This is a genomic window from Pseudomonas medicaginis, assembly GCF_965119365.1.
Classification (GTDB): domain Bacteria; phylum Pseudomonadota; class Gammaproteobacteria; order Pseudomonadales; family Pseudomonadaceae; genus Aquipseudomonas.
Genome location: NZ_OZ221631.1, coordinates 3,461,665 through 3,486,677, shown reverse-complemented (window position 1 = coordinate 3,486,677; position 25,013 = coordinate 3,461,665). Strand labels below are relative to the sequence as shown.

Annotated in this window: 19 protein-coding genes; 10 read left to right on the top strand and 9 right to left on the bottom strand. The window is 62.3% G+C overall.

All coding sequences use genetic code 11. From position 1 onward, the window contains the following. Entirely contained in the window at positions 1-1,611 is a 1,611-nt protein-coding gene (locus ACMTA2_RS15345) for an ABC transporter ATP-binding protein (protein ID WP_413795522.1), read from the top strand. A gap of 20 nt (positions 1,612-1,631) precedes the next feature. Further along, on the top strand, positions 1,632-2,426 hold the full coding sequence (fabI, locus tag ACMTA2_RS15340; protein ID WP_003202751.1) for an enoyl-ACP reductase FabI: 795 nt from the start codon (positions 1,632-1,634) through the stop codon (positions 2,424-2,426). Positions 2,427-2,678: 252 nt separating this feature from the next. Here fabI and ACMTA2_RS15335 read toward each other — a convergent pair whose 3' ends face one another. After that, the gene (locus tag ACMTA2_RS15335) at positions 2,679-3,641 is read right to left on the bottom strand and encodes a GGDEF domain-containing protein (protein WP_413795521.1); all 963 of its coding nucleotides are present in this window, start codon (positions 3,639-3,641) and stop codon (positions 2,679-2,681) included. A 138-nt stretch (positions 3,642-3,779) separates the two neighbouring features. Here ACMTA2_RS15335 and ACMTA2_RS15330 point away from each other — a divergent pair, with 138 nt between their 5' ends. Next, a complete protein-coding gene (locus ACMTA2_RS15330; RefSeq protein WP_413795520.1) occupies positions 3,780-4,604 on the top strand; it encodes a helix-turn-helix transcriptional regulator in 825 nt (274 codons plus the stop codon). 176 nt (positions 4,605-4,780) lie between these two features. On the opposite strand, the gene ACMTA2_RS15325 is transcribed toward ACMTA2_RS15330, so the two are convergent. Continuing rightward, a complete protein-coding gene (locus tag ACMTA2_RS15325; protein ID WP_413795519.1) occupies positions 4,781-5,368 on the bottom strand; it encodes a LysE family translocator in 588 nt (195 codons plus the stop codon). A 190-nt stretch (positions 5,369-5,558) separates the two neighbouring features. On the opposite strand from ACMTA2_RS15325, the gene ACMTA2_RS15320 reads away from it, so the two are divergent. From ACMTA2_RS15320 to ACMTA2_RS15305, 4 genes are all read left to right on the top strand, one after another. Next, on the top strand, positions 5,559-7,013 hold the full coding sequence (locus ACMTA2_RS15320; protein ID WP_413795518.1) for a TrkH family potassium uptake protein: 1,455 nt from the start codon (positions 5,559-5,561) through the stop codon (positions 7,011-7,013). 116 nt (positions 7,014-7,129) lie between these two features. Next, positions 7,130-8,212: a bifunctional transcriptional activator/DNA repair enzyme AdaA gene (locus tag ACMTA2_RS15315; RefSeq protein WP_413795517.1), complete on the top strand. Its 1,083-nt coding sequence runs from the start codon at positions 7,130-7,132 to the stop codon at positions 8,210-8,212. A 23-nt stretch (positions 8,213-8,235) separates the two neighbouring features. Continuing rightward, a complete protein-coding gene (locus tag ACMTA2_RS15310) occupies positions 8,236-8,850 on the top strand; it encodes a DNA-3-methyladenine glycosylase family protein (RefSeq protein ID WP_413795516.1) in 615 nt (204 codons plus the stop codon). Between the two features lie 194 nt (positions 8,851-9,044). After that, the gene (locus ACMTA2_RS15305; protein WP_413795515.1) at positions 9,045-9,533 is read left to right on the top strand and encodes a GFA family protein; all 489 of its coding nucleotides are present in this window, start codon (positions 9,045-9,047) and stop codon (positions 9,531-9,533) included. Between the two features lie 113 nt (positions 9,534-9,646). Here the strand turns inward: ACMTA2_RS15305 and ACMTA2_RS15300 are convergent, their stop codons facing one another. Beyond that, entirely contained in the window at positions 9,647-10,252 is a 606-nt protein-coding gene (locus ACMTA2_RS15300) for a MiaE family protein (RefSeq protein ID WP_413795514.1), read from the bottom strand. Between the two features lie 178 nt (positions 10,253-10,430). Between ACMTA2_RS15300 and ACMTA2_RS15295 the strand changes: the two genes are divergently transcribed. Further along, a complete protein-coding gene (locus tag ACMTA2_RS15295) occupies positions 10,431-11,294 on the top strand; it encodes a universal stress protein (protein WP_413795513.1) in 864 nt (287 codons plus the stop codon). 151 nt (positions 11,295-11,445) lie between these two features. On the opposite strand, the gene ACMTA2_RS15290 is transcribed toward ACMTA2_RS15295, so the two are convergent. Further along, entirely contained in the window at positions 11,446-11,916 is a 471-nt protein-coding gene (locus ACMTA2_RS15290) for a DUF1289 domain-containing protein (protein WP_003202781.1), read from the bottom strand. A 408-nt stretch (positions 11,917-12,324) separates the two neighbouring features. Between ACMTA2_RS15290 and acnB the strand changes: the two genes are divergently transcribed. Continuing rightward, complete coding sequence (acnB, locus tag ACMTA2_RS15285) at positions 12,325-14,934, top strand: bifunctional aconitate hydratase 2/2-methylisocitrate dehydratase (RefSeq protein WP_249877324.1); 2,610 nt, start codon at positions 12,325-12,327, stop codon at positions 14,932-14,934. A 125-nt stretch (positions 14,935-15,059) separates the two neighbouring features. Here acnB and ACMTA2_RS15280 read toward each other — a convergent pair whose 3' ends face one another. Continuing rightward, positions 15,060-16,340, bottom strand: a complete 1,281-nt coding sequence (locus ACMTA2_RS15280; protein WP_413795512.1) for a serine/threonine transporter — start codon at positions 16,338-16,340, stop codon at positions 15,060-15,062. A gap of 386 nt (positions 16,341-16,726) precedes the next feature. Here ACMTA2_RS15280 and ACMTA2_RS15275 point away from each other — a divergent pair, with 386 nt between their 5' ends. Then, positions 16,727-17,677: a 2-hydroxyacid dehydrogenase gene (locus tag ACMTA2_RS15275; RefSeq protein WP_413795511.1), complete on the top strand. Its 951-nt coding sequence runs from the start codon at positions 16,727-16,729 to the stop codon at positions 17,675-17,677. Positions 17,678-17,978: 301 nt separating this feature from the next. On the opposite strand, the gene tssA is transcribed toward ACMTA2_RS15275, so the two are convergent. Genes tssA through tssK form a run of 4 tightly spaced genes read right to left on the bottom strand, consistent with a single transcriptional unit; the run spans position 17,979 to position 24,992 of the window. Continuing rightward, complete coding sequence (gene tssA, locus ACMTA2_RS15270; RefSeq protein ID WP_413795510.1) at positions 17,979-19,067, bottom strand: type VI secretion system protein TssA; 1,089 nt, start codon at positions 19,065-19,067, stop codon at positions 17,979-17,981. Further along, positions 19,064-22,885, bottom strand: coding sequence for a type VI secretion system protein (locus ACMTA2_RS15265; protein WP_413795509.1), 3,822 nt, complete (start codon positions 22,883-22,885; stop codon positions 19,064-19,066). Before ACMTA2_RS15265 ends, tssA begins: the two co-directional genes overlap by 4 nt. Next, complete coding sequence (locus tag ACMTA2_RS15260) at positions 22,882-23,643, bottom strand: DotU family type IV/VI secretion system protein (protein WP_413795508.1); 762 nt, start codon at positions 23,641-23,643, stop codon at positions 22,882-22,884. The genes ACMTA2_RS15265 and ACMTA2_RS15260 overlap by 4 nt, the downstream gene beginning before the upstream one ends. 17 nt (positions 23,644-23,660) lie before the next feature. Then, the gene (gene tssK, locus ACMTA2_RS15255; protein WP_413795507.1) at positions 23,661-24,992 is read right to left on the bottom strand and encodes a type VI secretion system baseplate subunit TssK; all 1,332 of its coding nucleotides are present in this window, start codon (positions 24,990-24,992) and stop codon (positions 23,661-23,663) included. Between the last annotated feature and the right edge of the window lie 21 nt (positions 24,993-25,013).

The window sequence follows — 25,013 nt, the reverse complement described above, 5'->3', positions numbered from 1 at the left end:
ATGAACCAGGACAATCTGATCGAAGTGCGCGATCTGGCGGTGGAATTCGTTGTCGGCGAACGCCGCCAACGGGTGGTCGAGGGCGTGAGCTTCGACATCAAGCGCGGCGAAACCCTGGCCCTGGTGGGTGAAAGCGGCTCGGGCAAATCCGTCACCGCCCACTCGATCCTGCGCTTGCTGCCCTACCCACTGGCCCATCACCCCACCGGGACCATCCAGTACTCCGGTCAGGATTTGCTGGGACTGAAGGAAAAAACCATCCGCCATATCCGCGGCAACCGGATCGCGATGATCTTTCAGGAGCCGATGACCTCGCTCAACCCGCTGCACTCCATTGAAAAGCAGATCAATGAAGTGCTCGGCATCCACAAGGGCCTGAGCGGCAAGGTCGCCACCCGTCGGACCCTTGAGTTGCTGGAGCTGGTCGGCATTCCCGAGCCTCACAAGCGCCTCAAGGCCCTGCCCCATGAGTTGTCGGGTGGCCAGCGCCAGCGGGTGATGATCGCCATGGCCCTGGCCAACGAGCCGGAACTGCTGATCGCCGACGAGCCGACCACCGCCCTGGACGTCACCGTCCAGCTGAAAATCCTGGAATTGCTCAAGCAACTGCAGGCGCGATTGGGCATGTCGCTGCTGCTGATCAGCCACGATTTGAACCTGGTGCGAAGAATTGCGCATCGCGTATGTGTCATGCAGCGCGGTTGCATCGTCGAACAGGCATCGTGCGAAGAGTTGTTCCGCGCGCCGCAGCATCCGTACACTCAGGAACTGCTGGGCGCCGAACCCAGCGGCAACCCGGCGGACAACGTCGTCGGCCCGCCGCTGCTGCAGGTTGAGGACCTGAAAGTCTGGTTCCCGATCAAGAAAGGCCTGTTCAAACGCACGGTAGACTACATCAAGGCCGTGGACGGGATTCGCTTCAGCCTGCCCCAGGGCCAGACCCTGGGCATCGTCGGCGAAAGCGGTTCCGGCAAGTCCACCCTGGGACTGGCAATCCTGCGGCTGATCGGCAGCGAGGGTGGGATCCGCTTCGAAGGCAAGCAGCTGGACAGCCTGACGCAGCAACAAGTCCGGCCGCTACGCCGGGAGATGCAAGTGGTGTTTCAGGACCCGTTCGGTAGCCTGAGCCCACGGATGTGTGTGAGCCAGATCGTCGGGGAAGGCCTGCGGATCCACAAGATCGGCACCGAAGCCGAACAGGAACACGCGATAATCGCGGCATTGAAGGAGGTAGGCCTGGACCCGGAAACCCGGAACCGCTACCCCCATGAATTTTCCGGAGGGCAGCGGCAGCGTATCGCCATTGCCCGGGCCCTGGTGCTCAAGCCGGCGTTGATTCTGCTGGATGAACCAACGTCGGCCCTGGACCGTACTGTGCAACGCCAAGTGGTGGAGCTGTTGCGGTCGTTGCAAACCAAGTACAACCTGACGTACCTGTTTATCAGCCATGACCTGGCTGTCGTCAAAGCGCTGAGCCACCAACTGATGGTGGTCAAGCATGGCCAAGTGGTCGAACAAGGTGATGCCCGCAGCATATTCGCCGCGCCGCAGCACCCCTATACACAGCAGTTGCTGGAGGCCGCCTTCCTGGCCCCAACGACTGCCGAATAACCTGAAAAGAGGAGCAACACATGGGTTTTCTCGCCGGTAAGCGCGTACTGATCGTCGGTGTCGCCAGCAAGCTGTCCATCGCATCCGGCATCGCCGCCGCCATGCATCGCGAGGGCGCTGAGCTTGCCTTCACTTATCAGAACGACAAACTCAAGGGTCGTGTCGAAGAGTTCGCGCAAGGCTGGGGCTCGAGCCCTGAGCTGTGCTTCCCGTGCGACGTGGCCAGCGATGAAGAAATCGCCAAGGTCTTCGAAGAACTGAGCAAGAAGTGGGATGGCCTGGACTGCATCGTGCACTCCGTGGGCTTCGCCCCGGGCGACCAACTGGACGGCGACTTCACCGAAGCCACCACCCGTGAAGGTTTCCGCATTGCCCACGACATCAGCGCCTACAGCTTCGTGGCCCTGGCCAAGGCCGGTCGCGAAATGATGAAGGGCCGCAACGGCAGCCTGCTGACCCTGTCGTACCTGGGCGCAGAGCGCACCATGCCGAACTACAACGTCATGGGCATGGCCAAGGCTTCCCTGGAAGCCGGCGTCCGTTACCTGGCCGGCTCCCTGGGCCCGGACGGCACCCGCGTCAACTGCGTCTCGGCAGGTCCGATCCGCACCCTCGCTGCTTCCGGCATCAAGAACTTCCGCAAGATGCTGGCCGCCAACGAAGCGCAAACCCCGCTGCGTCGCAACGTTACCATCGAAGAAGTCGGCAACGCGGGCGCCTTCCTGTGCTCGGACCTGGCGTCGGGCATCAGCGGTGAAATCATGTACGTGGACGGCGGCTTCAATACCACCGCCATGGGCAACATCGAAGAGTAATCTTCACCCGCGCCACGCGTAAAAAACGCCGCTCGTCCTGGAAAGGCCAAGCGGCGTTTTTTATTGCCGATTGCCTGATTACACCGCAATTCCTTGTGGGAGCGAGCCTGCTCGCGATGGCGGTGGGTCTGCTTGCATCCATTTTGAATGGGCTGCCGCTATCGCGAGCAAGCTCGCTCCCACATTGAATGGGTGGTGGGTCTCGGCTCTTCGACCAACATAAATCCCTGTGGGATCGGGGGTTGGCTTGCGCTAGCTGCGTAGCGCCTGTTTCTGTGCGTACATCGCCGCATCCGCGTCAGCCAGTAGCGCGTCGATCGACTGATGGCGCTGGGGGTCGTACTCGATCTGGCCGACACTGAAACGAATGTCATAGCCACGCTGCAACATCGCATTGCGTTCATCGAGGATTTCCTTGAGTCGCGCCATGATTGCCGCGATCTCGACATGGGAAGAGCCGGTGAGCAACGCCACGAATTCGTCACCACCGAGGCGGCCGATCACGTCACTTTCGCGAAAGGCGATGCGCAGCACGTCGGCGAAGGTTTTCAGCGCGTTGTCGCCCTCGGCGTGGCCATAACGGTCGTTGATCGGCTTGAAGTCGTTGAGATCGAAAAACAGCAGCGTCGCCGGTCGCGACAAGCGATCGCATACATTCAGCGCATGCTGGGCCAACGTCCTGAAGCCGCGTCGATTGGACAGCAGCGTGAGCTCGTCCATGCTCGCCATCTGCACCGCGACCATTTCCTGTTCGGCCATGCGGGCCAAGTCGCGCAGCAGTTCGCGCTCCTCGTCATTGAGTTTGCGCGGCCGGGTGTCGAGCAGGCACAACGTACCGAGCTTGCTACCGTCCTCCAGCCCCAGCGGATGCCCGGCGTAGAAGCGAATACCAGGCGCATCCTTGACCAGCGGGTTGTCGTGGAAGCGTTCGTCCTGTTCCGCGTCGCAGATCTCCAGGATCTGATCCTGCAAAATCGCATGCCCGCAAAAGGAAATTTCCCTCGGGGTTTCGCTGGCGTCCAGGCCGGCGCTGGACTTGAACCATTGCCGGTTGGCGTCCACCAGTGACACAAGGGCGATGGGTACATCAAACAGACGCCGGGCAAGACGGGTCAGGCGGTCAAACCGTTCTTCAGGCGCGGTATCAAGCAGCTTGAGCGAGTGCAGATTTTTCAGGCGAGCGGCTTCGTCGTCCGGTTTGCGTGGCGCAAGCATCGGAAACTCCATTGGCAGAACTTCATGAAGTCTAGCCCAGGACCCCAGCCCTTCAAACCGAACGGGCTAAATCCGACGGGCATTTGCCGGCCAGGACTAATACACTGCGACTCAAGTTCAAGATGAGGACGCCGACCGATGAAGCACGCACCCCAAGACGCCGCCCCACGCTTCTGGCGCGACGCGGCCCTGCCCTTCATCGAGGCCCGGAGCATCGCCGATGGGCGCAAGGTCTGCTATTCGCGTCACTCCCATGACCACTTTTCCATCGGCGCAATCACCGCCGGGCGCAGTACCTATCTTCACGAACGCTCGAGTTTCCAGGTGGAAAGCGGCACGGTGGTGCTGATGAACCCCGGCGATGTCCATGCCTGCAACCCGATCGACGATCAGCCGTGGTCCTATGTGATGTTGTATGTCGACACCCATTGGCTCAGGGACTTGCAGCGCCGTATCGGCTTTGACGAAAGACTGGATTTCCAGGGTTTTGCCACCACTCACAGTCGCGACGTGGACCTGTTTGCCGCGCTGGGAAGGTTGTATGGGCAACTGGTGGACGAGTCACTCGACACGGCCCACAAGCACGCCGCCGCCGAGGCGTTCTTCATTGACCTGCAACAACGGCTCAACCCGGCCGGCCGGCCGGACCGGGGCAGTCATCCCGGATTGATGCGGGCGGCGCAGTTTATCCATGACCATTGCAGCGAAGCCTTGAGGCTCGAAGACATCTGCACCGCCGCGCAACTGTCACCGTCTTACCTGAGCCGGGCCTTCAAGCGCCATTACGGGATGACGCCCCACGCCTTCCTGGTCAATCGCCGGATCCAGTTTGCCCGACGCCAGTTGCGCGAAGGCAAACTGATCGCCGACGTGGCGTTGGACAGCGGGTTTGCCGACCAGGCGCACTTCCAGCGCGCCTTCAAGCAACACCTGGCCGCGACGCCCGGCCAGTATCGCGGTTGAGCTTCTCCTGCTTTTGTGGCGAGGGGATTTACCCCCGTTGGCTGCGCAGCAGCCCTGGAGGACTCAACCCAATCTATCTGCAAGATTGAGTCAACAGCTTTTAGGGCTGCTGCGCAGCCCAACGGGGATAAATCCCCTCGCCACAATTGCGTTCCGACCACAACGGTGGGTTTGGCTCAAGGCAACAGCAGATACACCGCACTGGCCACCAATAACACCGCCATCGTCCGGTTGAACAGGCGCATGGTCGCTGGATTGCCCAGCCAGCCGCGCAGAAAACTGCCAGCATACGCCCAGCAGCCCACCGAGACGTAGCAGATCACCAGGTAGATCGCCGCAAACTGCCACACCAGCCGCGCCTCGCCATCGGCCACGAATGCCCCCATTCCCGCCACGCAGGCCAGCCAGGCCTTGGGGTTGAGCCATTGCATCAGCGCGCCGTAGAACATCGAGGGGGCCCGTCCCTCCTCTGCGGCACCCAGGTCACCGTTATCCATCGCCAGCTTCCAGGCCATGAACAACAGAAACGCCACGCCCCCCAGTTGCACCAGTCGCGTGAGACCGGCCCAGCGCTGCAGCACTTCATGCAACCCCAGCCCCATTAGCACCAGCAGCAACACGAACCCCAGGGTTGCACCCGCCACATGGCGCAAAGTGGCACGAAAACCGTAGCGGGCCCCGGAACTCAGGGCCACGATATTGACCGGGCCCGGCGTGATGGAGGCGACCAGGGCAAACGCCGCCATGGAAAATAACAAGCTCATCGCATACCTTCTTCATCTCTATGGGGTGGCGATCAGGGTAAATGGCGCGCGGCATGAGGTATTGAACAAAACTGCCCAGTGGACGCGGCATAACGGCACAGATCCATCGCGGATTCTTTTTACGCAAATTTTACGCAACCTACGTCTGGGGATATCGATACTGGACGGCTCATTCAACCAGGCGCTCGCTATGTCCTTTGCGGTATTACGGTTCATCGGATTCATCCTTGGCATTTTCCTGATCACCCTGGCCGCCAGCATGGTGATCCCACTCCTGACGCTGATGATGTATGAACGAAACGATGACCTGTCGGCATTTCTCTGGTCGAGCCTGATTACCTTTGTCTGCGGCATCGCCCTGGTGGCTCGCGGTCGTCCGGAACACGCGCAGTTGCGCCCCAGGGACATGTACCTGCTGACCACCGGCAGTTGGCTGGCGGTCTGCATGTTCGCCGCACTGCCCATGGTGTTCATCCAGCACATCAGCTATACCGACGCCTTTTTCGAGACGATGTCGGGCATCACCACCACCGGCTCGACTATCCTGACGGGCCTGGACAATGCGTCTCCCGGCCTGTTGATCTGGCGTTCGATGTTGCAATGGCTCGGCGGTATCGGCTTCATCGGCATGGCCGTGGCGATCCTGCCGCTGTTGCGGGTCGGTGGCATGCGACTGTTCCAGACCGAATCGTCGGACTGGTCGGAAAAAGTCACGCCGCGTTCCCATGTCGCGGCAAACTACATCCTGTGGATCTACATCGGACTGAGCGCCCTGGCGGCCCTGGCCTTGTGGCTGGCCGGCATGACGCCCTTCGAGGCGATCAATCATGCAATGTCGATGATCTCTACGGGGGGCTTTTCCACATCGGATTCATCCCTGGCGCACTGGCCTCAACCGGCCATCCACTGGGTATCGGTCGTCATCATGATGGCCGGATCACTGCCTTTCACCTTGTATGTAGCCACCCTGCGCGGCCATAAACGCGCGTTGCTCAAGGACCAGCAAGTCAGGGGATTCGTCGGATTCCTGGTCATCACCTGGCTCATCGTGGGGACCTGGCTGAGCCTGAACAGCGACTATAGCTGGGGGGACGCGGTCCGTATCGTGGCCGTCAACGTGACGTCGGTGGTCACCACCACGGGCGTGGCGCTGGGCGACTACACCCTATGGGGCAGCTTTGCCTTGCTGCTGTTCTTCTATTTGACGTTCGTTGGCGGTTGCTCGGGATCGACGGCCGGCGGACTGAAGATCTTCCGCTTCCAGGTAGCCGGCGAGTTACTGATGGGCAGCCTGAAACAACTGATCCATCCCCGGGCGGTAATCCAGAAAAAATACAACAATCACCCCATCGACGAAGAGATCGTCCGCTCGCTGCTGACCTTTTCGTTCTTCTTCACCATCACCATTGGCGCTATCGCCCTGGGGCTGGCGCTGATCGGTCTGGACTGGACCACCGCCCTGACCGGCGCGGCCACCGCCGTGTGCAACGTGGGGCCCGGGCTGGGCACGATCATCGGGCCGGCCGGCAACTTCTCGACCTTGCCGGATGCGGCGAAATGGCTACTGACCATTGGCATGCTGCTGGGTCGACTGGAGATACTGACGGTGCTGGTGTTGTTCACTCCCGTGTTCTGGAAGTATTGAACGCTTTGCCTGACTGGCAGAAAAAAGCCGCGACACCGGGATCAGGCATCACGACTGGAAAATTCACTGTCGATTTTTCGGTGGAGCCGTCCCGGGCACGGCTCTATGCTCTGCCCATGAACCTACACGACTCGCTGCTCCCGCCCCACGCCGAGATGGTCCGCGCCATGCTCGAACGAGACACCGCCTACGAGGGGGTGTTCTTCACTGCGGTCAAGACCACCGGCATTTTCTGTCGCCCCAGTTGCACCGCGCGCAAGCCGAAGCCGGAGAACGTGGAGTTCTTCGCCCACGCCGACGAGGCCATGTCGGCCGGCTACCGGGCCTGCCTGCGCTGCAAGCCCCTGGACGCCGCCGCCATCGCGCCGGACTGGATCCAGGTCCTGCTCAAAGCCGTGGACGCCGAGCCTGACCTGCGCTGGACCGATGCCCTGTTGCTGGAACAAGGTATCGAGCCGCTGAAATTGCGCCGCTGGTTCAAGCAACATTTCGGCATGACCTTTCACGCCTATCTGCGCACCCGCCGCCTGGGCATTGCCCTGGGCGGCATCAAGGACGGCAGCTCCATCGACAATGCCGCGTTCGACTCCGGCTACGAGTCATTGAGCGGCTTTCGTGATGCCTTCGTGAAGTCCTTCCACATCACGCCGGGCCGCGCCGCCCTCAGCGAACCTTTGCTGTTCACCCGCCTGACCACACCGTTGGGCCCCATGCTGGCCATGGCCGAACGACGAGGCCTGGTGCTGCTGGAGTTCCTCGACCGCCCGGCCTTGACCAAGGAACTGGAAGAACTGCAACTGCGTTACGGCTACACCGTCGCACCGGGGCACAACGCTCACCTGCACCAGATTGAAACCGAACTGGCCGACTATTTCGCCGGCAAACTCACGACCTTCAGCGTACCGCTGCACCTGCCTGGCAGCGCGTTCGCCGTGAGGGTCTGGGCTGAGCTGCAAAGGATTCCCTACGGCGAAACCCGCAGCTACGGCGGCATCGCCACGGCCTTGGGCAGCCCTGGCGCCAGCCGGGCCGTGGGCCTGGCCAACGGACAGAATCGCCTGGCCATCGTCGTTCCCTGCCACCGGGTGATCGGTGCGGATGGCTCGCTGACCGGCTATGGGGGCGGCCAACCGCGCAAGGCGTTTCTGTTGCGGCTGGAAAAAGCCGCGGTGCACGTCTCGCTGCCCCTGGCGTTTTGAACGGCACGGAGAAGGAACGCCCGATGCCAATGCCCTATCACGACGCCAGTGCCTTCCTGGCCAATCTCGACGAAGACTGGCGACGACATATCGAGACGATCGGCCCTTGCCTGCTGCAACCCAAGCCGGCCCGCGATCCCTATGAAGCCCTGGTCCGGGCGATTGCCTACCAGCAACTGCACGCCAAGGCAGGCGACGCGATTCTGGGTCGCCTGCTGGCGTTGTTCCCGGCGCAGACCTTCCCCACCCCCGGACAGATGCTGACAACAGATGCTGAGCAACTTCGCGGTTGCGGGTTCTCCGCCAGCAAGATCGCAACCCTGCAGGGCATCGCCCAAGCGACCCTGGACGGAATCGTGCCGGATTACGCCACAGCGCGGACGATGGAGGATGAAGCGTTGATCGAACGCCTGGTCTGCTTGCGCGGCGTCGGGCGCTGGACCGTGGAAATGCTACTGATCTACAGCCTGGAACGCCCCGACATCCTGCCGGCCGATGACTTTGGCGTACGTGAAGGTTATCGACGGTTCAAGGGGTTGGAGCGACAGCCCAGCCGCAAGCAGATGATTGAGATCGGTCTGGCGTGGAGCCCTTATCGGACGGTGGCGGCGTGGTATTTGTGGCGGGTGCCGAAATAATGTTGGCTGCACCGACGTCTTCGCGATCAAGCCCGCTCCCACACTGACCGAGAGTGGGCAGAAGATCCGACACAGATCCCCTGTGGGAGCGGGCTTGCTCGCGAAGGCGGTCGCATGGCCACCCTCAGTTCAACTGCCAAGACACAGATTGTCTAGGCTGTACTGAGTCATTTCCAATCCCACTGGAGGTACCCATGCAGCTAGAAGGATCCTGCCACTGCGGCGCCGTGTCGTTCAGCCTGGCCTGTGCCCACCCCTACCCTTATCAGCGCTGCTACTGCTCGATCTGTCGCAAGACCCAGGGCGGTGGTGGTTTTGCAATCAACCTGGGGGGCGATGCCCAGAGCCTGAAGGTGCGCGGTCGCAAACACATCTCGATTTACCATGCGCGCCTCAAGGACGAAGGCGATAAACGCGCCCACCGCAGCAGTGCCGAACGGCATTTCTGTTCCTTGTGCGGTTCGGGGCTATGGCTGTTCAGCCCCGAATGGCCGGAGCTGATTCACCCCTTTGCCTCGGCCATCGACACACCGCTGCCGGTACCGCCGGAGCACACCCACCTGATGCTGGGTTCCAGGGCGCCGTGGGTGGAAGTCGAGGCGCATCCGGACGACCAGCAGTTCGAGGTTTATCCCGAAGAATCCATTGCTCGGTGGCATGAGCGCCTGGGGCTGACTGCTTAAGAGGCAGCGCTGCATAAGGCCTCATCGCGAGCAAGCTCGCTTCCACATTGGACTTGGGAAGTTCACAAATCCCTGTGGGGAGCTTGCTCGCGATGGCGTCAAGGCAAACAGCCCTATGCCGCAGGCACGCCACTGTGGAACCGAAACTCCACATCCGGTGACTCGATCAGCGCCCGCTCGGCCTCACGCACTTTGTCGATCACCAGGGCAATGTCCTTGGCGTCGCCATACTGGTAGGCCAGCTTCAGGTAACCCTGGAAATGTCGGGCTTCGCTTTTCAGCAACCCGAAATAGAACTTGCCCAGTTCCTCGTCCAGATGCGGCACCAAGGCCTCGAAACGCTCGCAACTGCGGGCTTCGATGAAGGCGCCGACCACCAGGGTGTCCACCAGTTTGACCGGCTCGTGGCTGCGCACCACCTTGCGCAGCCCAGAGGCATAACGCCCGGCGGAGAGCTGGCGCAAGCTGATCTTGCGCTTTTTCATCAAGCGCATGACCTGCTCGTGATGCACCAGCTCTTCCCGGGCCAGGCGCGACATCAAATTGATCAGGTCGACGTGGGAATGGTATTTGGCGATCAGGCTCAGGGCCGTGCTGGCGGCCTTGAATTCGCAGTTCTTGTGGTCGATCAGCAACGTTTCCTGGTCGGCCAGCGCGGCCTGCACCCAGGCATCGGGGGTGCGACAACCAAGGAATTCGTGGATTTCGGGAAGATTCATGGGGCTCACGGGCAAAGGTAGTCGAGCGAAGGGCGCCGATTATACCGGCCTGCCTCCAGACCACCAGCCACCGCCGTTGATATGCATCAAGTCGACGACTCACCCACAGCAACTAAACTGTTCCACAACAACTATAGTTGAGCAACGCCAGCCTTTTTATTGCCGGAGAACGCCGATCATGCAAGCCATTCGCAGCATCCTGGTGGTCATTGAGCCCGAACACTCGGAAAGCCTGGCGCTCAAGCGCGCCAAACTGATCGCCGGTGTGACCCAGGCTCACCTGCACCTGCTGGTGTGCGACAAAAAGCATGACCATGCCGGCCTGCTCGGCGTGCTCAAGGCCGCGCTGCTGGCCGACGGCTACAGCGTCACCACCGAGCAGGCCTGGAATGAAAGCCTCTACGAAACCATCATCGACGTGCAGCAGGCCGAAGGTTGCGGGCTGGTGATCAAACAGCACTTTCCCGACAGCCCACTGAAAAAGGCCCTGCTGACCCCGGCGGACTGGAAGCTGCTACGCCATTGCCCTACCCCGGTGCTGCTGGTGAAAACCGCCAGCTCCTGGAAAGACAGGGTCATCCTGGCCGCCATCGATGTTGGCAATGCCGACGGCGAACACCGCCACTTGCATTCCACCATCATCGACCACGGCTACGACATCGCCCTCCTCGCCAAGGCGCACCTGCATGTAATCAGCGCCCATCCCTCGCCGATGCTCTCGTCCGCCGACCCGACGTTCCAACTCAAGGAAACCATCGAGGCCCGGTATCGCGAGCAATGCCGGGCGTTCCAGGCCGAGTTCGACATCGATGACCAGCACCTGCACATCGAAGAAGGCCCGGCGGACGTCTTGATTCCGTACATGGCGCGCAAGCTGCAGGCAGCAGTGACCGTGATCGGCACCGTGGCCCGTTCGGGGTTGTCCGGGGTGTTGATCGGAAACACCGCCGAGGCTGTGCTCGATACGCTGGAAAGCGATGTGCTGGTGCTCAAGCCCCAGGAGGTCGAGGATCATCTGGTGGAGCTCGCGGCCAAGGAATAAGCCGTGGCGAGGGGATTTATCCCCGTTGGACTGCGGAGCAGGCCCCATCAGTCCAAACGCCAGACGCCTGCTTCGCAGCCGAACGGGGATAAATCCCCTCGCCACAAAAACTCCCGGGCACAAAAGCGCCTTTGCATAAATGGCCGGGGAGTCAGCCGCCGATCGCATCCTTCAGGAACCCTGGTGCGATGTAACGCTGGTAATGGGCTTCGGACAGGAGGAAAAACTCCCGATCAATGGCATCGCGCAGGTCCGGCAGGTCCCAATCGCGAAACTCCGGCATCAGCACCATGCCGTAGGCTTCCAGGTTGTTGATCACCCGCGCGCCCCGGGCGATCAACTGGTAGGCCCAGCAATATTCCGACTGGTGCGGCACAAAACGGATCTTGCGCGATTCCAGTTGCTGGCGCAGCAATACGGGATCGAAAACCTCCAACTTGGCCACCATCACCTGCACCAACAGCTGTTCGAGCCGCATCCACACCGCGCGTTTTTCGTCCTCGTTGTAGCCGTTCCAGTGAATCACTTCATGGTGGAACCGCTTGCAGCCACGGCACACCAGGTCACCGTAGACAGTGGAGCAAAGGCCGACGCAGGGGGTCTTGATGAGCTGGTTGGGCATAAGGAAACGCACACGCAAAAGCAGGACAGGCCGGCATGTTAGCCCTTTGTCTAAGATTGATCACCCCTTCAAACTTCGTAGGCCAACTTACCTTTAATGTTTTTTTCCCGTAGAATCAGCCAGCCTTTTAAGGCGCCAATGTCCGTTAGAAGCTGTTTTCAAAGCGTCACGAGCACAGTCGTTCCTTCAGAGCGGTGTTGGCGAAGGGTCTTTCCAGCGGGGAAAGCCCAACGCCAACCCTCATCAGCTCCCGTTCTGCAGGCGTAAAACTTTGAAAGCAGCTTCTGTGAGGAACGTGCGGAAACTCTGGCGTGATGGCTCAAAAAGCCGTCGACGCGCATGAGTACCGTGGGTTCCTGGATGAGCGTCCCGGACACCCATTTGGGACCACTGATGAGGGTAATAACTGTGCTTGAAGCCTACCGCAAACATATCGAAGAGCGCGCAGCCCTGGGTATCGTTCCCCAGCCGCTTAACGCCGAACAAACCGCAGGCCTGATCGAGCTGCTGAAAAATCCTCCGGCTGGCGAAGAAGCTTTTCTCGTTGACCTGATCACCAATCGCGTTCCGCCAGGCGTCGACGAAGCCGCCTACGTCAAGGCCGGTTTCCTGTCCGCCCTGGCCAAGGGTCAGGCCCAATCCCCTCTGCTGGACAAGAAGCGTGCCGTTGAACTGCTGGGCACCATGCAGGGCGGCTACAACATCGTGACCCTGGTGGAACTGCTGGACGACGCCGAGCTGGCGCCAGTGGCTGCCGAAGAACTCAAGCACACCCTGCTGATGTTCGATGCCTTCCACGACGTGGCTGAAAAAGCCAAGAACGGCAACGTCCACGCCAAGGCCGTGCTGCAATCCTGGGCTGACGGCGAGTGGTTCAAGAAGCGCCCGGTGCTGGCCGACAAGATCAGCCTGCGCGTCTTCAAGGTCACCGGCGAAACCAACACCGACGACCTGTCCCCTGCCCCCGACGCCTGGTCGCGTCCTGACATCCCGCTGCACGCCCTGGCCATGCTGAAAATGGCCCGTGACGGCATCGTTCCGGACGAGCAAGGCAAGACCGGCCCGATGAAGCAGATCGAAGAAATGCGCGGCCAAGGCTTCCCGATCGCCTACGTCGGTGACGTGGTCGGTACCGGTTCCTCGCGTAAATCCGCCACCAACTCGGTGCTGTGGTTCTTCGGCGACGACATTCCTTATGTGCCGAACAAGCGCGCTGGCGGTTTCTGCTTCGGCAGCAAGATCGCTCCGATCTTCTACAACACCATGGAAGATGCCGGCGCACTGCCCATCGAGTTCGACGTTTCGAACATGAACATGGGCGACGTGATCGACCTGTACCCGCATGCCGGCAAAGTCTGCAAGCACGGTACCGACGAAGTCATCACCACCTTCGAAATGAAGACCCCGGTACTGTTGGACGAAGTCCGTGCCGGCGGCCGTATTCCGCTGATCATTGGCCGTGGCCTGACCGAGAAGGCTCGCGCCGAGCTGGGTCTGCCGCCGTTCGACCTGTTCAAGAAGCCTGAAGCCCCGGCGGAAAGCACCAAGGGCTTCACCCTGGCGCAGAAGATGGTCGGCAAGGCTTGCGGTCTGGCAGAAGGCCAAGGCGTACGTCCTGGCACCTACTGCGAACCGAAAATGACCACCGTGGGTTCCCAGGACACCACCGGTCCAATGACCCGTGACGAACTGAAAGACCTGGCGTGCCTGGGCTTCTCGGCTGACCTGGTAATGCAGTCCTTCTGCCACACCGCGGCCTATCCGAAGCCGATCGACGTCACCACCCACCACACCCTGCCTGACTTCATCATGACCCGCGGCGGCGTTTCCCTGCGTCCGGGCGACGGCATCATCCACTCGTGGCTGAACCGCATGCTGCTGCCGGACACCGTGGGCACCGGTGGCGACTCGCACACCCGTTTCCCGATGGGCATCTCGTTCCCAGCCGGTTCCGGCCTGGTCGCGTTCGCCGCCGCCACCGGCGTCATGCCGCTGGACATGCCGGAATCGATCCTGGTGCGCTTCAAAGGCAAAATGAAACCTGGCATCACCCTGCGTGACCTGGTTCATGCCATTCCGTACTTCGCCATCCAGAACGGTCTGCTGACCGTCGAGAAGAAAGGCAAGAAAAACGCCTTCTCCGGCCGCATCCTGGAAATCGAAGGCCTGGAAGGCTTGACCCTGGAACAGGCTTTCGAATTGTCCGACGCGTCGGCCGAACGTTCGGCTGCCGGTTGCACCATCAAGCTGTCGAAAGAGTCGATCACCGAGTACCTGCAATCGAACATCACCCTGCTGCGCTGGATGATCGGCGAAGGCTACGGTGATGCCCGTACCCTGGAACGTCGTGCCCAAGCGATGGAAGCCTGGATCGCCAACCCGCAACTGATGGAAGCCGATGCCGACGCCGAATACGCCGAAGTCATCGAAATCGACCTGGCCGACATCAGCGAGCCTGTGCTCTGCGCGCCGAACGATCCGGACGACGCCCGTCTGCTGTCCAGCGTTGCTGGCGAGAAGATCGACGAAGTGTTCATCGGTTCGTGCATGACCAACATCGGTCACTTCCGCGCTGCCGGCAAGTTGCTGGATCAGGTCAAGGGCCAGCTGCCAACTCGTCTGTGGCTGTCGCCGCCGACCAAGATGGACGCTCACCAGCTCACCGAAGAAGGCTACTACGGCATCTACGGCAAGGCCGGTGCGCGGATGGAAATGCCAGGCTGCTCGCTGTGCATGGGTAACCAAGCACGCGTCGAGCCGAACTCCACCGTGGTGTCGACTTCGACTCGTAACTTCCCGAACCGTCTGGGCGACGGCGCGAACGTCTACCTGGCTTCGGCCGAACTGGCGTCCGTCGCTTCGATCCTGGGTCGCCTGCCGACCGTCGAGGAGTACATGGAATACGCCGGCAAGATCGACAGCATGGCAGCGGACGTGTACCGCTACCTGAGCTTCGACCAGATCGCCGAGTTCCGTGAAGCGGCTGCAAACGCCAACATCCCGGTCGTTCAAGCGTAAAGCTTAAGACGCCCAACTAAAAACGCCGCCCTTCTTGCGAGGGGCGGCGTTTTTTTATGCCTGTAGATTGATGCGAGCCGGGGCGTCGTCTTCGCGAGCAGGCTCGCTCCCCTGGACATGCCAGGTCAGGCGGCGAGGGAGTAGACCAGCGCAGTAATCGCCACCAGGCCCACCAGTACCACGAAGACATTCGACGCCTGGCCGCGATAGCGGGCCATGGCCGGGACTTTGCGGATGGCATACATCGGCATCAGGAACAGGATGGCCGCGATGACCGGGCCGCCCAGGGTTTCGATCATGCCCAGGATGCTCGGGTTGAGGGTGGCGACGATCCAGCACACCACCAGCATGAACGCAGCGGTGAGGCGGTCGAGGGTCTTGGGCGCCGGGCGGCGGCCGCTCTTGACGATCAGGCCCTTGAGGCCTTCGCTGGCACCGATGTAGTGCCCAAGGAACGATTTGGAGATGGCGACAAAGGCAATCAACGGCGCGGCAAAGGCGATGGTCGGGTTGCTGAAATGGTTGGCCAGGTACGACAGGATCGACAGGTTCTGTGCCTTGGCCTCGGCCAGTTGCGCCGGGGTCAGGGTCAGCACGCAGCTGAACACGAAGAACAGCACCATCACCACCATCAGCACATGGGCGCGCGACAGGATCTGCGAACTGCGCGCCTCGGCGTTGCCGCCATAGCGACGTTTCTGGTCCACCGCAAACGCCGAGATGATCGGCGAGTGGTTGAACGAGAACACCATCACCGGGATCGCCAACCATAAGGTATGCAACAGCGCCGAAGGTTCAGGCGGCGTCGACGCGGTGGTCAGGATGCCGCCGCTCCAGTGGGGAATCAGGAACACCGCCAGAAACAGCAGCGCAACGATGAACGGGTAGACCATCAGGCTCATGGCCTTGACGATCGCCTGCTCGCCGCAGCGCACCACCGCCAGCAGGCCCAGGATCAGCACCAGGGACAGCACGACCCGAGGGGGCGGCTGAATGTGCAACTGATGGGCCAGGAAACTGCCCACCGTGTTGGTCAGCGCCACGCTGTAGATCAGCAGGATCGGGAAAATGGCAAAGAAGTACAGCAGCGTGATCAGCGCACCGGCCTTGAGGCCGAAATGTTCTTCCACCACCTCGGTGATGTCCGCGCCGTCGCGACCGGATAACACGAAACGGGTCAGACCCCGGTGGGCATAGAACGTCATGGGGAACGCCAGCACAGCCAGGATCAGCAACGGCCAGAAGCCGCCCAGGCCCGCATTGATGGGTAAAAACAGAGTACCTGCACCGATGGCGGTGCCAAACAGGCCCAGCATCCAGGTGGTGTCCTGGCGACTCCATTGGCTGAGGGTGGCTGGGACTGTCGTTTCAAAGCGCTCTTCGACGCTATTGGCCTGATCATTCATCCGGGCGGATCTCCGTATTCCGGTCACATGCACCCGGCCGGGACGAGTCGGAAAAACCCGACAGGCAGCGCCCTGGCCGAAACAGGGGCGCGATTGTCCGGGATTCATGAGCAGAAGCAAAGACTTAGCTGAGGAGCGGTTGTACGGATCAGTTCAGCCATCCTGTGGGATCGGCTGTGGGAGCACGCCTTGCCCGCGATGCGCACGACACGGACCTCAGGTATTGGACCGCCTGCATCGCGGGCAAGCCGTGCTTCCACGACCAGCGCCACAAGGCGCAATGATGAACTTCAAATACACATAAAAAAGCCCAAGCCCCCCCTGCCCCCGGCTCCTACAATCAGGTTGAATACTTGAAATCGCCCCAGCGCCCACAGGAGCCCAGCATGACCGCCACCGTTCTGGTACTGGTTGAAACCGTCAATGAATACCTGCCGATTCTCGAGCGGCAGGGTTACCACCTGGAATTGGCGCCCACGCCGGCCGAACGCAAGACAGCGATTTTCGAACACGGTGAACGCTTCAGCGCGGTGCTGACCCGCGGCCCCCTGGGTTTGACAGCGGAAGAAATCGCTGCCCTGCCCAACCTGCAGATCATCTGCGTGATTGGCGCCGGTTACGAGCAGGTGGACCTGCAGGCCGCGCACCACCGGGGCATCGTGGTGACCAACGGCGCCGGCGTCAACGCGTCGTCGGTGGCCGACCATGCCATGGCACTGCTGCTGGCGCTGGTGCGCGACATTCCCCGGGCAGACGCGAGCGTGCGCCGTGGCGAGTGGGCCAAGGTCATGCGCCCGTCCCTGGCCGGCAAGCACTTGGGCGTGCTGGGCCTGGGCTCGGTGGGCATGGCGATCGCCAAGCGGGCCGCCCTCGGTTTTGACATGAGCGTCAGCTACCACAATCGCCGGATGCGCAACGACGTGCCCTACACCTTCTGCGCCACGCCCACGGAACTGGCCCGGGTCTCGGACTTTCTGATCGTCGCCACGCCCGGCGGCCTGGATACCCGGCAGTTGATCAACAAACAGGCGCTCGACGCCCTGGGCCCCCACGGCTTCCTGGTGAACATCGCCCGTGCCAGTGTGGTCGCCACCGCCGACCTGATCCATGCCCTGGAACAGCGCCGGATCGCCGGCGCGGCCCTGGACGTGTTCGATCACGAACCCGAAGTGCCCGACGCCCTGAAGCTGCTGCCCAATGTGGTCTTGACGCCCCACGTCGCCGGCCTTTCGCCGGAAGCGACCCGAGGCACGGTGGAGCTGGTGGGCCAGAACCTGAACGCGTTCTTTTCCGGCAAACCGGTGCTCACGCCGGTTCCGCTGCCCGAGGCGCATTGATCACAGCCCTGTAGAACTGACCACTGAACCTGTGACGAGGGGATTCATCCCCGCTGGACTGCGCAGCAGCCCCATTGAAGCCTGCAAGCCAACCTGACACACCGCGGCGGTGCGTGGGGGGCTGCTGCGCAGCCCAACGGGGATGAATCCCCTCGCCACAAAAACTATCCACTTGAACCATTCATCTGAACCATTCATCTGAACCATTCATCTGAACCATCCATCTGAACCATCCATCTGAACCGTTCGCCTGAACCATTCAACTGAACCGTTCGCCTGAATCAATCATTGCACATCAGGTTTAGAGAACCCCCAGCAATGTCCACAACCGTCGGGATTCGGCATCGGCGCTGATCAGTTCTCCCAGCAACTCGCTCAACGGTTTGTTGCCCCAATCCACGCCCCGCCGGATCAGGTAGGGCACCGGGCTGTGGGGTTCGGTGCGCGACAGGTAGGCGGCGATCACCAGCAACTGCCGATAGGCCTCTTCACGGCTGGCCGGTTCCTGGAAGACCTGGGCCGGCGCTGTACCCGCCTGGGGTTGGACAGTCGAGGGGGCGACCGCGGATGATGCTTGCGCTGGCACGACGGTGGGTTGTTGTGGATGCATCGCGATGAACTCCTCTACCAGTGCCAGCAACGCCTGTATCACGTCCTGCAGGGATTTGTAGCCTGGGGCCAGGTTGCCCAGGTAGGCATCGCTCCAGGCTTCGAGCCGTCGCAGGTGCTGCTGGCTCAACATCAGGCTGCCCTGGCGATGCAACCAGAACGACAAGGGTGTGCTGCGAATCAGTTCACTGAGCTTCTTTTGGTCGTTGCGCGCAGTTTCCGCCGAGGCCTTGGCGTTCTTGCTGTCGTTGACCAACACTTGCTGGCGCTGCAAGCGTTGCCAGTCGTCCAGGCAGAAACTGGCAAAAGCCGGATCCCGGCCATCGAGCAATGGCACCCGCGTCAGCAACACTTCGCTGTAGCGACGGGCCAACCACTCCAATGGAATCACCCGCCACGACTGGTCGCCTTCATCGGCCCGGGGGTGCAGTTGCTCCGGATAACGCTCACACAGCCCTGCCACCAGCGCCAGGCTACCCGGCAATCCCTCCAGCCCGGCCATGTGCAGCCAGGCCTCTCCCAACCAGGCGCTGATCATCAGGTCCTTGCTGCGCTCCAGCAGCAGTGTGGTCGCGAGCCGTTCCAGGTCCGGCCACAGCGCGCGCTTGATCGAAGACTGCCACACGCCGGTGGGCAGACTGGTGTCGTCCTCCCGGCGCAACTCGCGCAACTGGTCGTATTCCGGTTCGTAGCGCAGGTCCTGGCCGCAGGGCGATTCGACACTGATCGGCTCGAGCAACTGAGTGACCCGCTCGGGTAACGGCGATATCGGCAGGCTCACAGGCCCTCCTCACGGGTGGCGATGGCGGGGCTCGATGAGGTCGCCATGAACGGTGAACGGGGGGCCCGCGTCGGCAATGGGGGGATCGACAGCGGCAGCTTGGACCCCTGGCTCATCAACGACAGGCGCACGAACATCAGTGTCTGCTCCGCCGTGCGGGCCTGGGTCTGGGCGGTGACCGGCAGTTGCAGGGCCAGGGGAAAGTCGGTGTAGTCGACATTCGGCAGGCGCTGGGCCGACGCCAGCGAACGCATCAGGCGCAGTAATGACCACGGCCCCTGGTACTCCCAACCGGCCTCCAGGTCACGCACCACCAGGTTTGGCTGCAATGGGTCGTTGGCCGGACGCTGATAGCCGTTGCGGGCCCAGCGCAAGGTCAAACTCACGGGCTGGCCGACCATCCATCGCAGGTTCGGCTGGCCGCCGCCGGGGTAGCTGATCTGCTGGTTGCCGGCGTTCAGGCCCCAGGCGATCACCTGGTCGGCGCCGCGCTCTTCATCGCGATCGGTGCGCCAGCGTACATCCATCTCCACACCGAGAATGCCACTCTTGTCACGTACGAACAGTGGCGAGAGCCAGGTGCCGGCCTGTTTCAAACGGTTGAGGAAGTCCTCGGCCGCCAGCCGGTCCGGCGTCTGGCTCAACGCCAGCCCGGCCTCGGCCAGGGGCAGGCGTGTCTCGATCAATGCCAACAAGTGCTGGACCCGCGCCGGGTCGGCATCGCTGGCTCGCACATCCTGGGAAAACGGAAAACGCCCGGCCAGGTATTGATTGAAATAGTTGGCCAGGTCATTCCAGGCGGTCGCCGCCTGGTTCTGTTGCAGATACAGGCACCGCTGCAGGGCACCCTGCTGCAATACGATCGTGCGCTGTGCCAGGTCACCGCGCCCGCTGGGCAGGCTGGAGGTCTGCAAGATCTGCGCACAGGACGTGGCGTCCATGGCGATGAAGTCCCGGCTCACCAACTGCTCCAGTTGGGCCGCCGAACTGGCCGGGTTCTGGTTCTTGTACTTGAGCAACTCATCGTTGAGGGCCATGAAGCGCGCCACTTGGTCATGCTCCAGGGCCGACAGGTTGTCCTGCTGGACGATCAGCCATTCCAGGGCAGGCATTCGTTGCTCGGCGATCTGTAGCATCACACCGAATTGCTGGCTCAGGCTCAGCTTCAAGTCTTGCGGATCGCTGGCACCGTACAGCTGCAAGCCGAAGTTCTTCGAACCATCCCAGCGCTGGATATCGGCCCGCTGGCTGAACAGCGGCTGGGCATCGACTTCGTCCAGGCCACTCTTGATCTGCGCCAATGCCCGGCGATTGAGCAGACGCTGGAAACGGATCGCCAGGTCGCCGCGGTGCACATCCATGAAGGCTTTTTGCAGCGCCACGGCCTGGGCCGTTTGCACGTTGAAGCCCATGCCGGGCAACGATGCGTCGCTCTCATCCAGGCTCAACCACATGGCCTGTGCGGCGGCACCTTCGGCAGCCTGCATCAGCGCGTCACGGTAATCCGGCGGAATGCGCGGCAGTTCCTCACTGGCATAGGTCTTGTAGCTGGCGAAGTAGTTCAGGGCGACGCTGAAATCATCGCTGCCGTCACCCTGGCCCATCGCATCGGGATCGCTGTCCAACGACCCCTTGCGCATGGCCAACGCGACGAAGTCGCGCTTGAACAACGCCTGCACCGCACCGTCCAGCGCAATGACATGATCCTGCAAGACCAGCAGGCCGCTGCCCTGTTGCACCAGCAAGTTGTCCCGGGAACCGGTCTGGACGATCCACTGGTCGCGGAAACTCTGCTGCAACTTCGCCGCCTGGCTCTCCAGGTCCTGTTCGATATCCGGCCCCAGCAACGTGCTGTGGCTGACCTTGTCCAGCATCTGGCTGTAGCCAGGCACCAGGTCCTGGCCCTTGCCCCGGCCCCAGGCCGAATTGGTCAGGCTGACCAGCGTCTGCAGATCGTCGATCAACGCCATCAGGTCTTCGAGTTCGCTCAGGGAATTGCCGCTGCCGGCCTCCAGCCTTTGCAGGTGCAGCTTGAGGTAACCGGCCTGGCGCACGAAATTGTCCGCCAGGAAGTAATGGTCCAGCCAGCGCTGCATCAGGCCGGTGAAGTTATCGGAGATCACCGGGCGCGCGGCGTTCAGGTCCAGCCCTTTCAAATCGCTGTTCTGGGCATCGAACAGCACCCGGTTATAGAAGTGTGCGCGGCTCAAGGTGCCGGTGTTGAGGCCCAGGGACAAGGCGGTGTTGCTCAGTTGCACCAGTTCGTCCAGTGGCGCCTTGGGGTCGTTCACCACCTGGCTGAACATCTGGTTGTGCTGCTCCAGGCGTACCGCCAGGTCCACCAGCGCCTTGGCTTTCACATAGCTCTGCCATTGCGCCGGGTCTTCACTCTCGACGTTGCCCCGCCGCTCGGTGTTGCGGATGGACTTGAGTTGCTCCAGGTCCGCGTTCAACAAGTCACGCAATGGCAATATCCAGTGGTGCCGGGCGGTCAGGCGCAGCCCATTCTCCAGTTGCGTGTCCACGGAAGAAAACCACGAACTGGGAAAGACCACCGAAACGAAGCGCCAGCGCGGGGCTTTTTCCAACACGTTCCAGTAGTTCTGCACGTTGTGCCGGGTCGGCTCGAGTTGCGGTTCGTCAGGGTCGACCACGACGTGGTTCTTATGGGCACTGAGGATCAACCGCGACAACCCCTCGGCTTGTTCCACCGAATCGTGCCAGACCCAGACCATGCTCCCCAGCCAGACCAGGCCCACCACCAGTGCCACCGCCGCCGCCAACCGATGCCCACGCTGGCGCAAGCGCAACAGCCGTGGCACCGGCTGGGCCAGGCCACGCTCGGCCACCAGCCGCCGCGACCACAATTGCCGGGCGAACACGATTTGCCGCTGGATGTGGTCGGCGGTCAACCCGTCGCCACGGGTGGTCGGCGCCTGGCTGGCGGTGAAGTACACCCCGCGAAAACGCGGCGCTTCGCCTTGGGCATTGCCCTGGAACACCGGTTCCAGCAGGATCTGCAAGGCCCGCCGCAAGCCTTCGAAACGCTCCGGCAAGCCATAAAGATCGGAGCCCAACTGTCCCGACAGCGCACCGATCTCGATGATCGACTGCGACAGCGCGGCGTTGACCTGGTCCAGGGCCTGGTCGCTCCACTGCGATTGCCACGCCGCATCCGGCAAATACGGCGACGACCAGCCCAGCATCGACTCCCGCGCCTCGGCGGGCAGCGCGCTGACCAGTTCCTGGAACCCGGGCAGTTCTTCCATCCCGGTCAGCACCACATACACCGGAAGGCTGAGGCCGAAGCGTTGCAAAAGGTCGATGAAGCAGCGCCGGACCTTGAGGCTCAGCTCGGTGGTACGTTCGATGTCATCAAGGGTGCTGAACGGCACAGTCCAGATCACCGCATCCAATGGCCGCTTGCTGCGCAAGCGCAATATCAGCCCGAGCAGGCGCCACCAGTTGCCCCGTTGCCGGTTCATGCCCTCATCGGGCAGGAACAAGGCCTGGGGTACCACCAGCACCGCGCCTTCGACATCGCAAAACCAGCGTCCGAACCAGGCCGCCTTGTCGGTCGGCTGCAAGCGCCACTGGGCGCACAATTGGGCACCGTAGGTTTCATTGCCGAGCATCATCAGCCAGGGCATTTGGTAGCGGTCGCGGGTGCCCTGTTCCTGCTCCATGTGGCGCACCGCCCCATAGAAACTGCGGATCGCCGCCCCGCCCTGGGTCCGCAGCCACCAGACCAGGGCCGCGATCGACAGCACCACGACGATGGCGAGCAACACCAGGACGACGATGCTCAGGGTGCTCATGAGTCCTGCTCCTGGATCACGGACTCGCCCAGTTGCAGCACCGGTTCGAGTTCCAGGCGGATGTCACGCCAGAACACCTGCCCCAAGCCGGTCAACAGCAACACCATCGCCAGGATCGCCAGCCCCAGGCGCATGCCGTCCGGCAACGATTGCTGCACCGGCATGCGCACCGGCGACGTCGCCGCAGCCACCGCCAGGCGCTGGCTCACATCGACGTAATCGGGTTCGTGTTGCCAGGCGAAGGTGAACAGCGCCGCGCGCCACTTGGCCTGCTGGACCTGGCCGGACTCGCCGCGCAAGCGCCCCTGGAACCCCAGGATCAGGCATTGCAGGTAGACATTCGCCAAATCACGGGTGCCGGGCATCTGCTCATCCAGCAATTTCTTGATCGCCGCCGGCAAACGCTCGCCGGCCTGGCGACTGGCATACATGCGTGATTCCAGGGGGTGCTGCTGCCAGGCCAGTTGCCCGGGCCAGGGGCTGAACAGCAGGGTTTCGTCCACCAACGCCACGAAGGCATAGACCAGCGCCTTGACCTGTTCGGTGGCGGCATCGCCGACGGTGGCGAAGGCCACCCGCCACAGGCGCTGGGCACTGCGCCCGGAGAACTCCACCACCCGATTGACCAATACCGCGGGGTCGCTGTCCTTGGGCAAGTCTTGCCATTCCTGGGACCACTTCAGCCAGGCCTGGCGAAAAGCGCTGCTCAGCGGCGCCTCATGCAGACTCCGAACCGCCCCGCCACTTCCGTCAGGCATACGACTCCCCTTTGCGATCAGGCACTTTCACCGGCTTGCGCCACGAACAACACCACTTGCCAGGGGCTGCTGGCCTGGGCCGATGCCGGCGCCACGATGTGCAACGGCAATTGCCCGTCGAACCATTGCCCGCTGGCAGCCACCACGAACAAACGAGTGTCGTCGCCGACGCTATAGGCCACCTGTTCGTTGCGACTCATGGCCTGATGAGGCAAACCGCTCATGCGTTGTCGGCTCAGCAGCGGCACGTGGGGCGCCGACGCGATGATCGCCCCGCGCAACCAATCGGCCGCCGCTTGCTCGCTGGCACCGTTGGGCATGCGCAGACCGATCACCAGGCGTTGATCCGGCTGGTCGTCCGGCAACTGGATCGAGAAGACCTGCTCATCGCGCTCGAAGGCCAGGCTGCGATAGCCGGCGCGAACCCGTTCCAGGGTGGTTTCCAGCCATTCCAACAACGGCTCGTAACCCCGCTGCAACTCGAGAAAATCCAGCGGTGCGAAGGCCGGGACGCCCGCCAGCGGATCGAGGGCCGACCAGCTCCCGGCCAGCCCCAGCAGTAAGCCGTAGAGTGCCTGGGGCGTCGCCACCCGGGTGCTCAGCGCCCCTTCGACTTCCGGCAAACGCGCCCACAAGGCGGTCAACTGCCGGCGGATCTCCATGGCATCGTCCTGGTTGCCGGCCGCCTGGGCCTGACGCAAGCGACCGGCGAGGAACATGCATTTTTCCCGGGCCCGGGCGCACACCCCGGCGACCTGCCGACCGAGGGCCGACTCCGGCAGCAAGACCGGCGTCGGGGGGGTGTAGGGCACACGCCAGAAGCCCCCACCCTCCTTGCGGACGCGCAGCAGCGGCAGGCAGATCGAGTCAGCCTTGCTCAGTTGCGTGCACAGCCTCGGGTTGGGTCGCCAGACGGTGATCGACTCGGGAAACTCGCCGCTGGTCAAGTCCGGCAACGCCTCGCCGACCACCGATTGCAAACGGCCCTTGAGCGGCAGCAGTTGCCCGGCGCGCCACAGCGGGCTGACGGCCAGGTAAATGGTCACGGTGGCGTCGTCGGTCTTGTCGATGGCTTCGGTGATGTCCAGCTCCAGAGTCGGTCCGACACCCGCCTGCAGGTTGACCGGCAAGCCGTCCGGCAAGGTGCCTTGCAACTGCAGCAGCCGTACCTGGCCGGCGCTGAGGGCCGACGGATCGACCTCCAACTGGCTGATGCCCCAGAACCAGGGGTTGCAGGCCCCGGCGAAATGCGCGGCCAAGGCCTCGGCACGCAGCCCTTGCAACTGAAAATGCTGGGGCAGCAATTGCATGCCCTCATGCCAGCACACCGCGTCAGGTAACAGACTCATACGACTCCCTTCGACATCCCA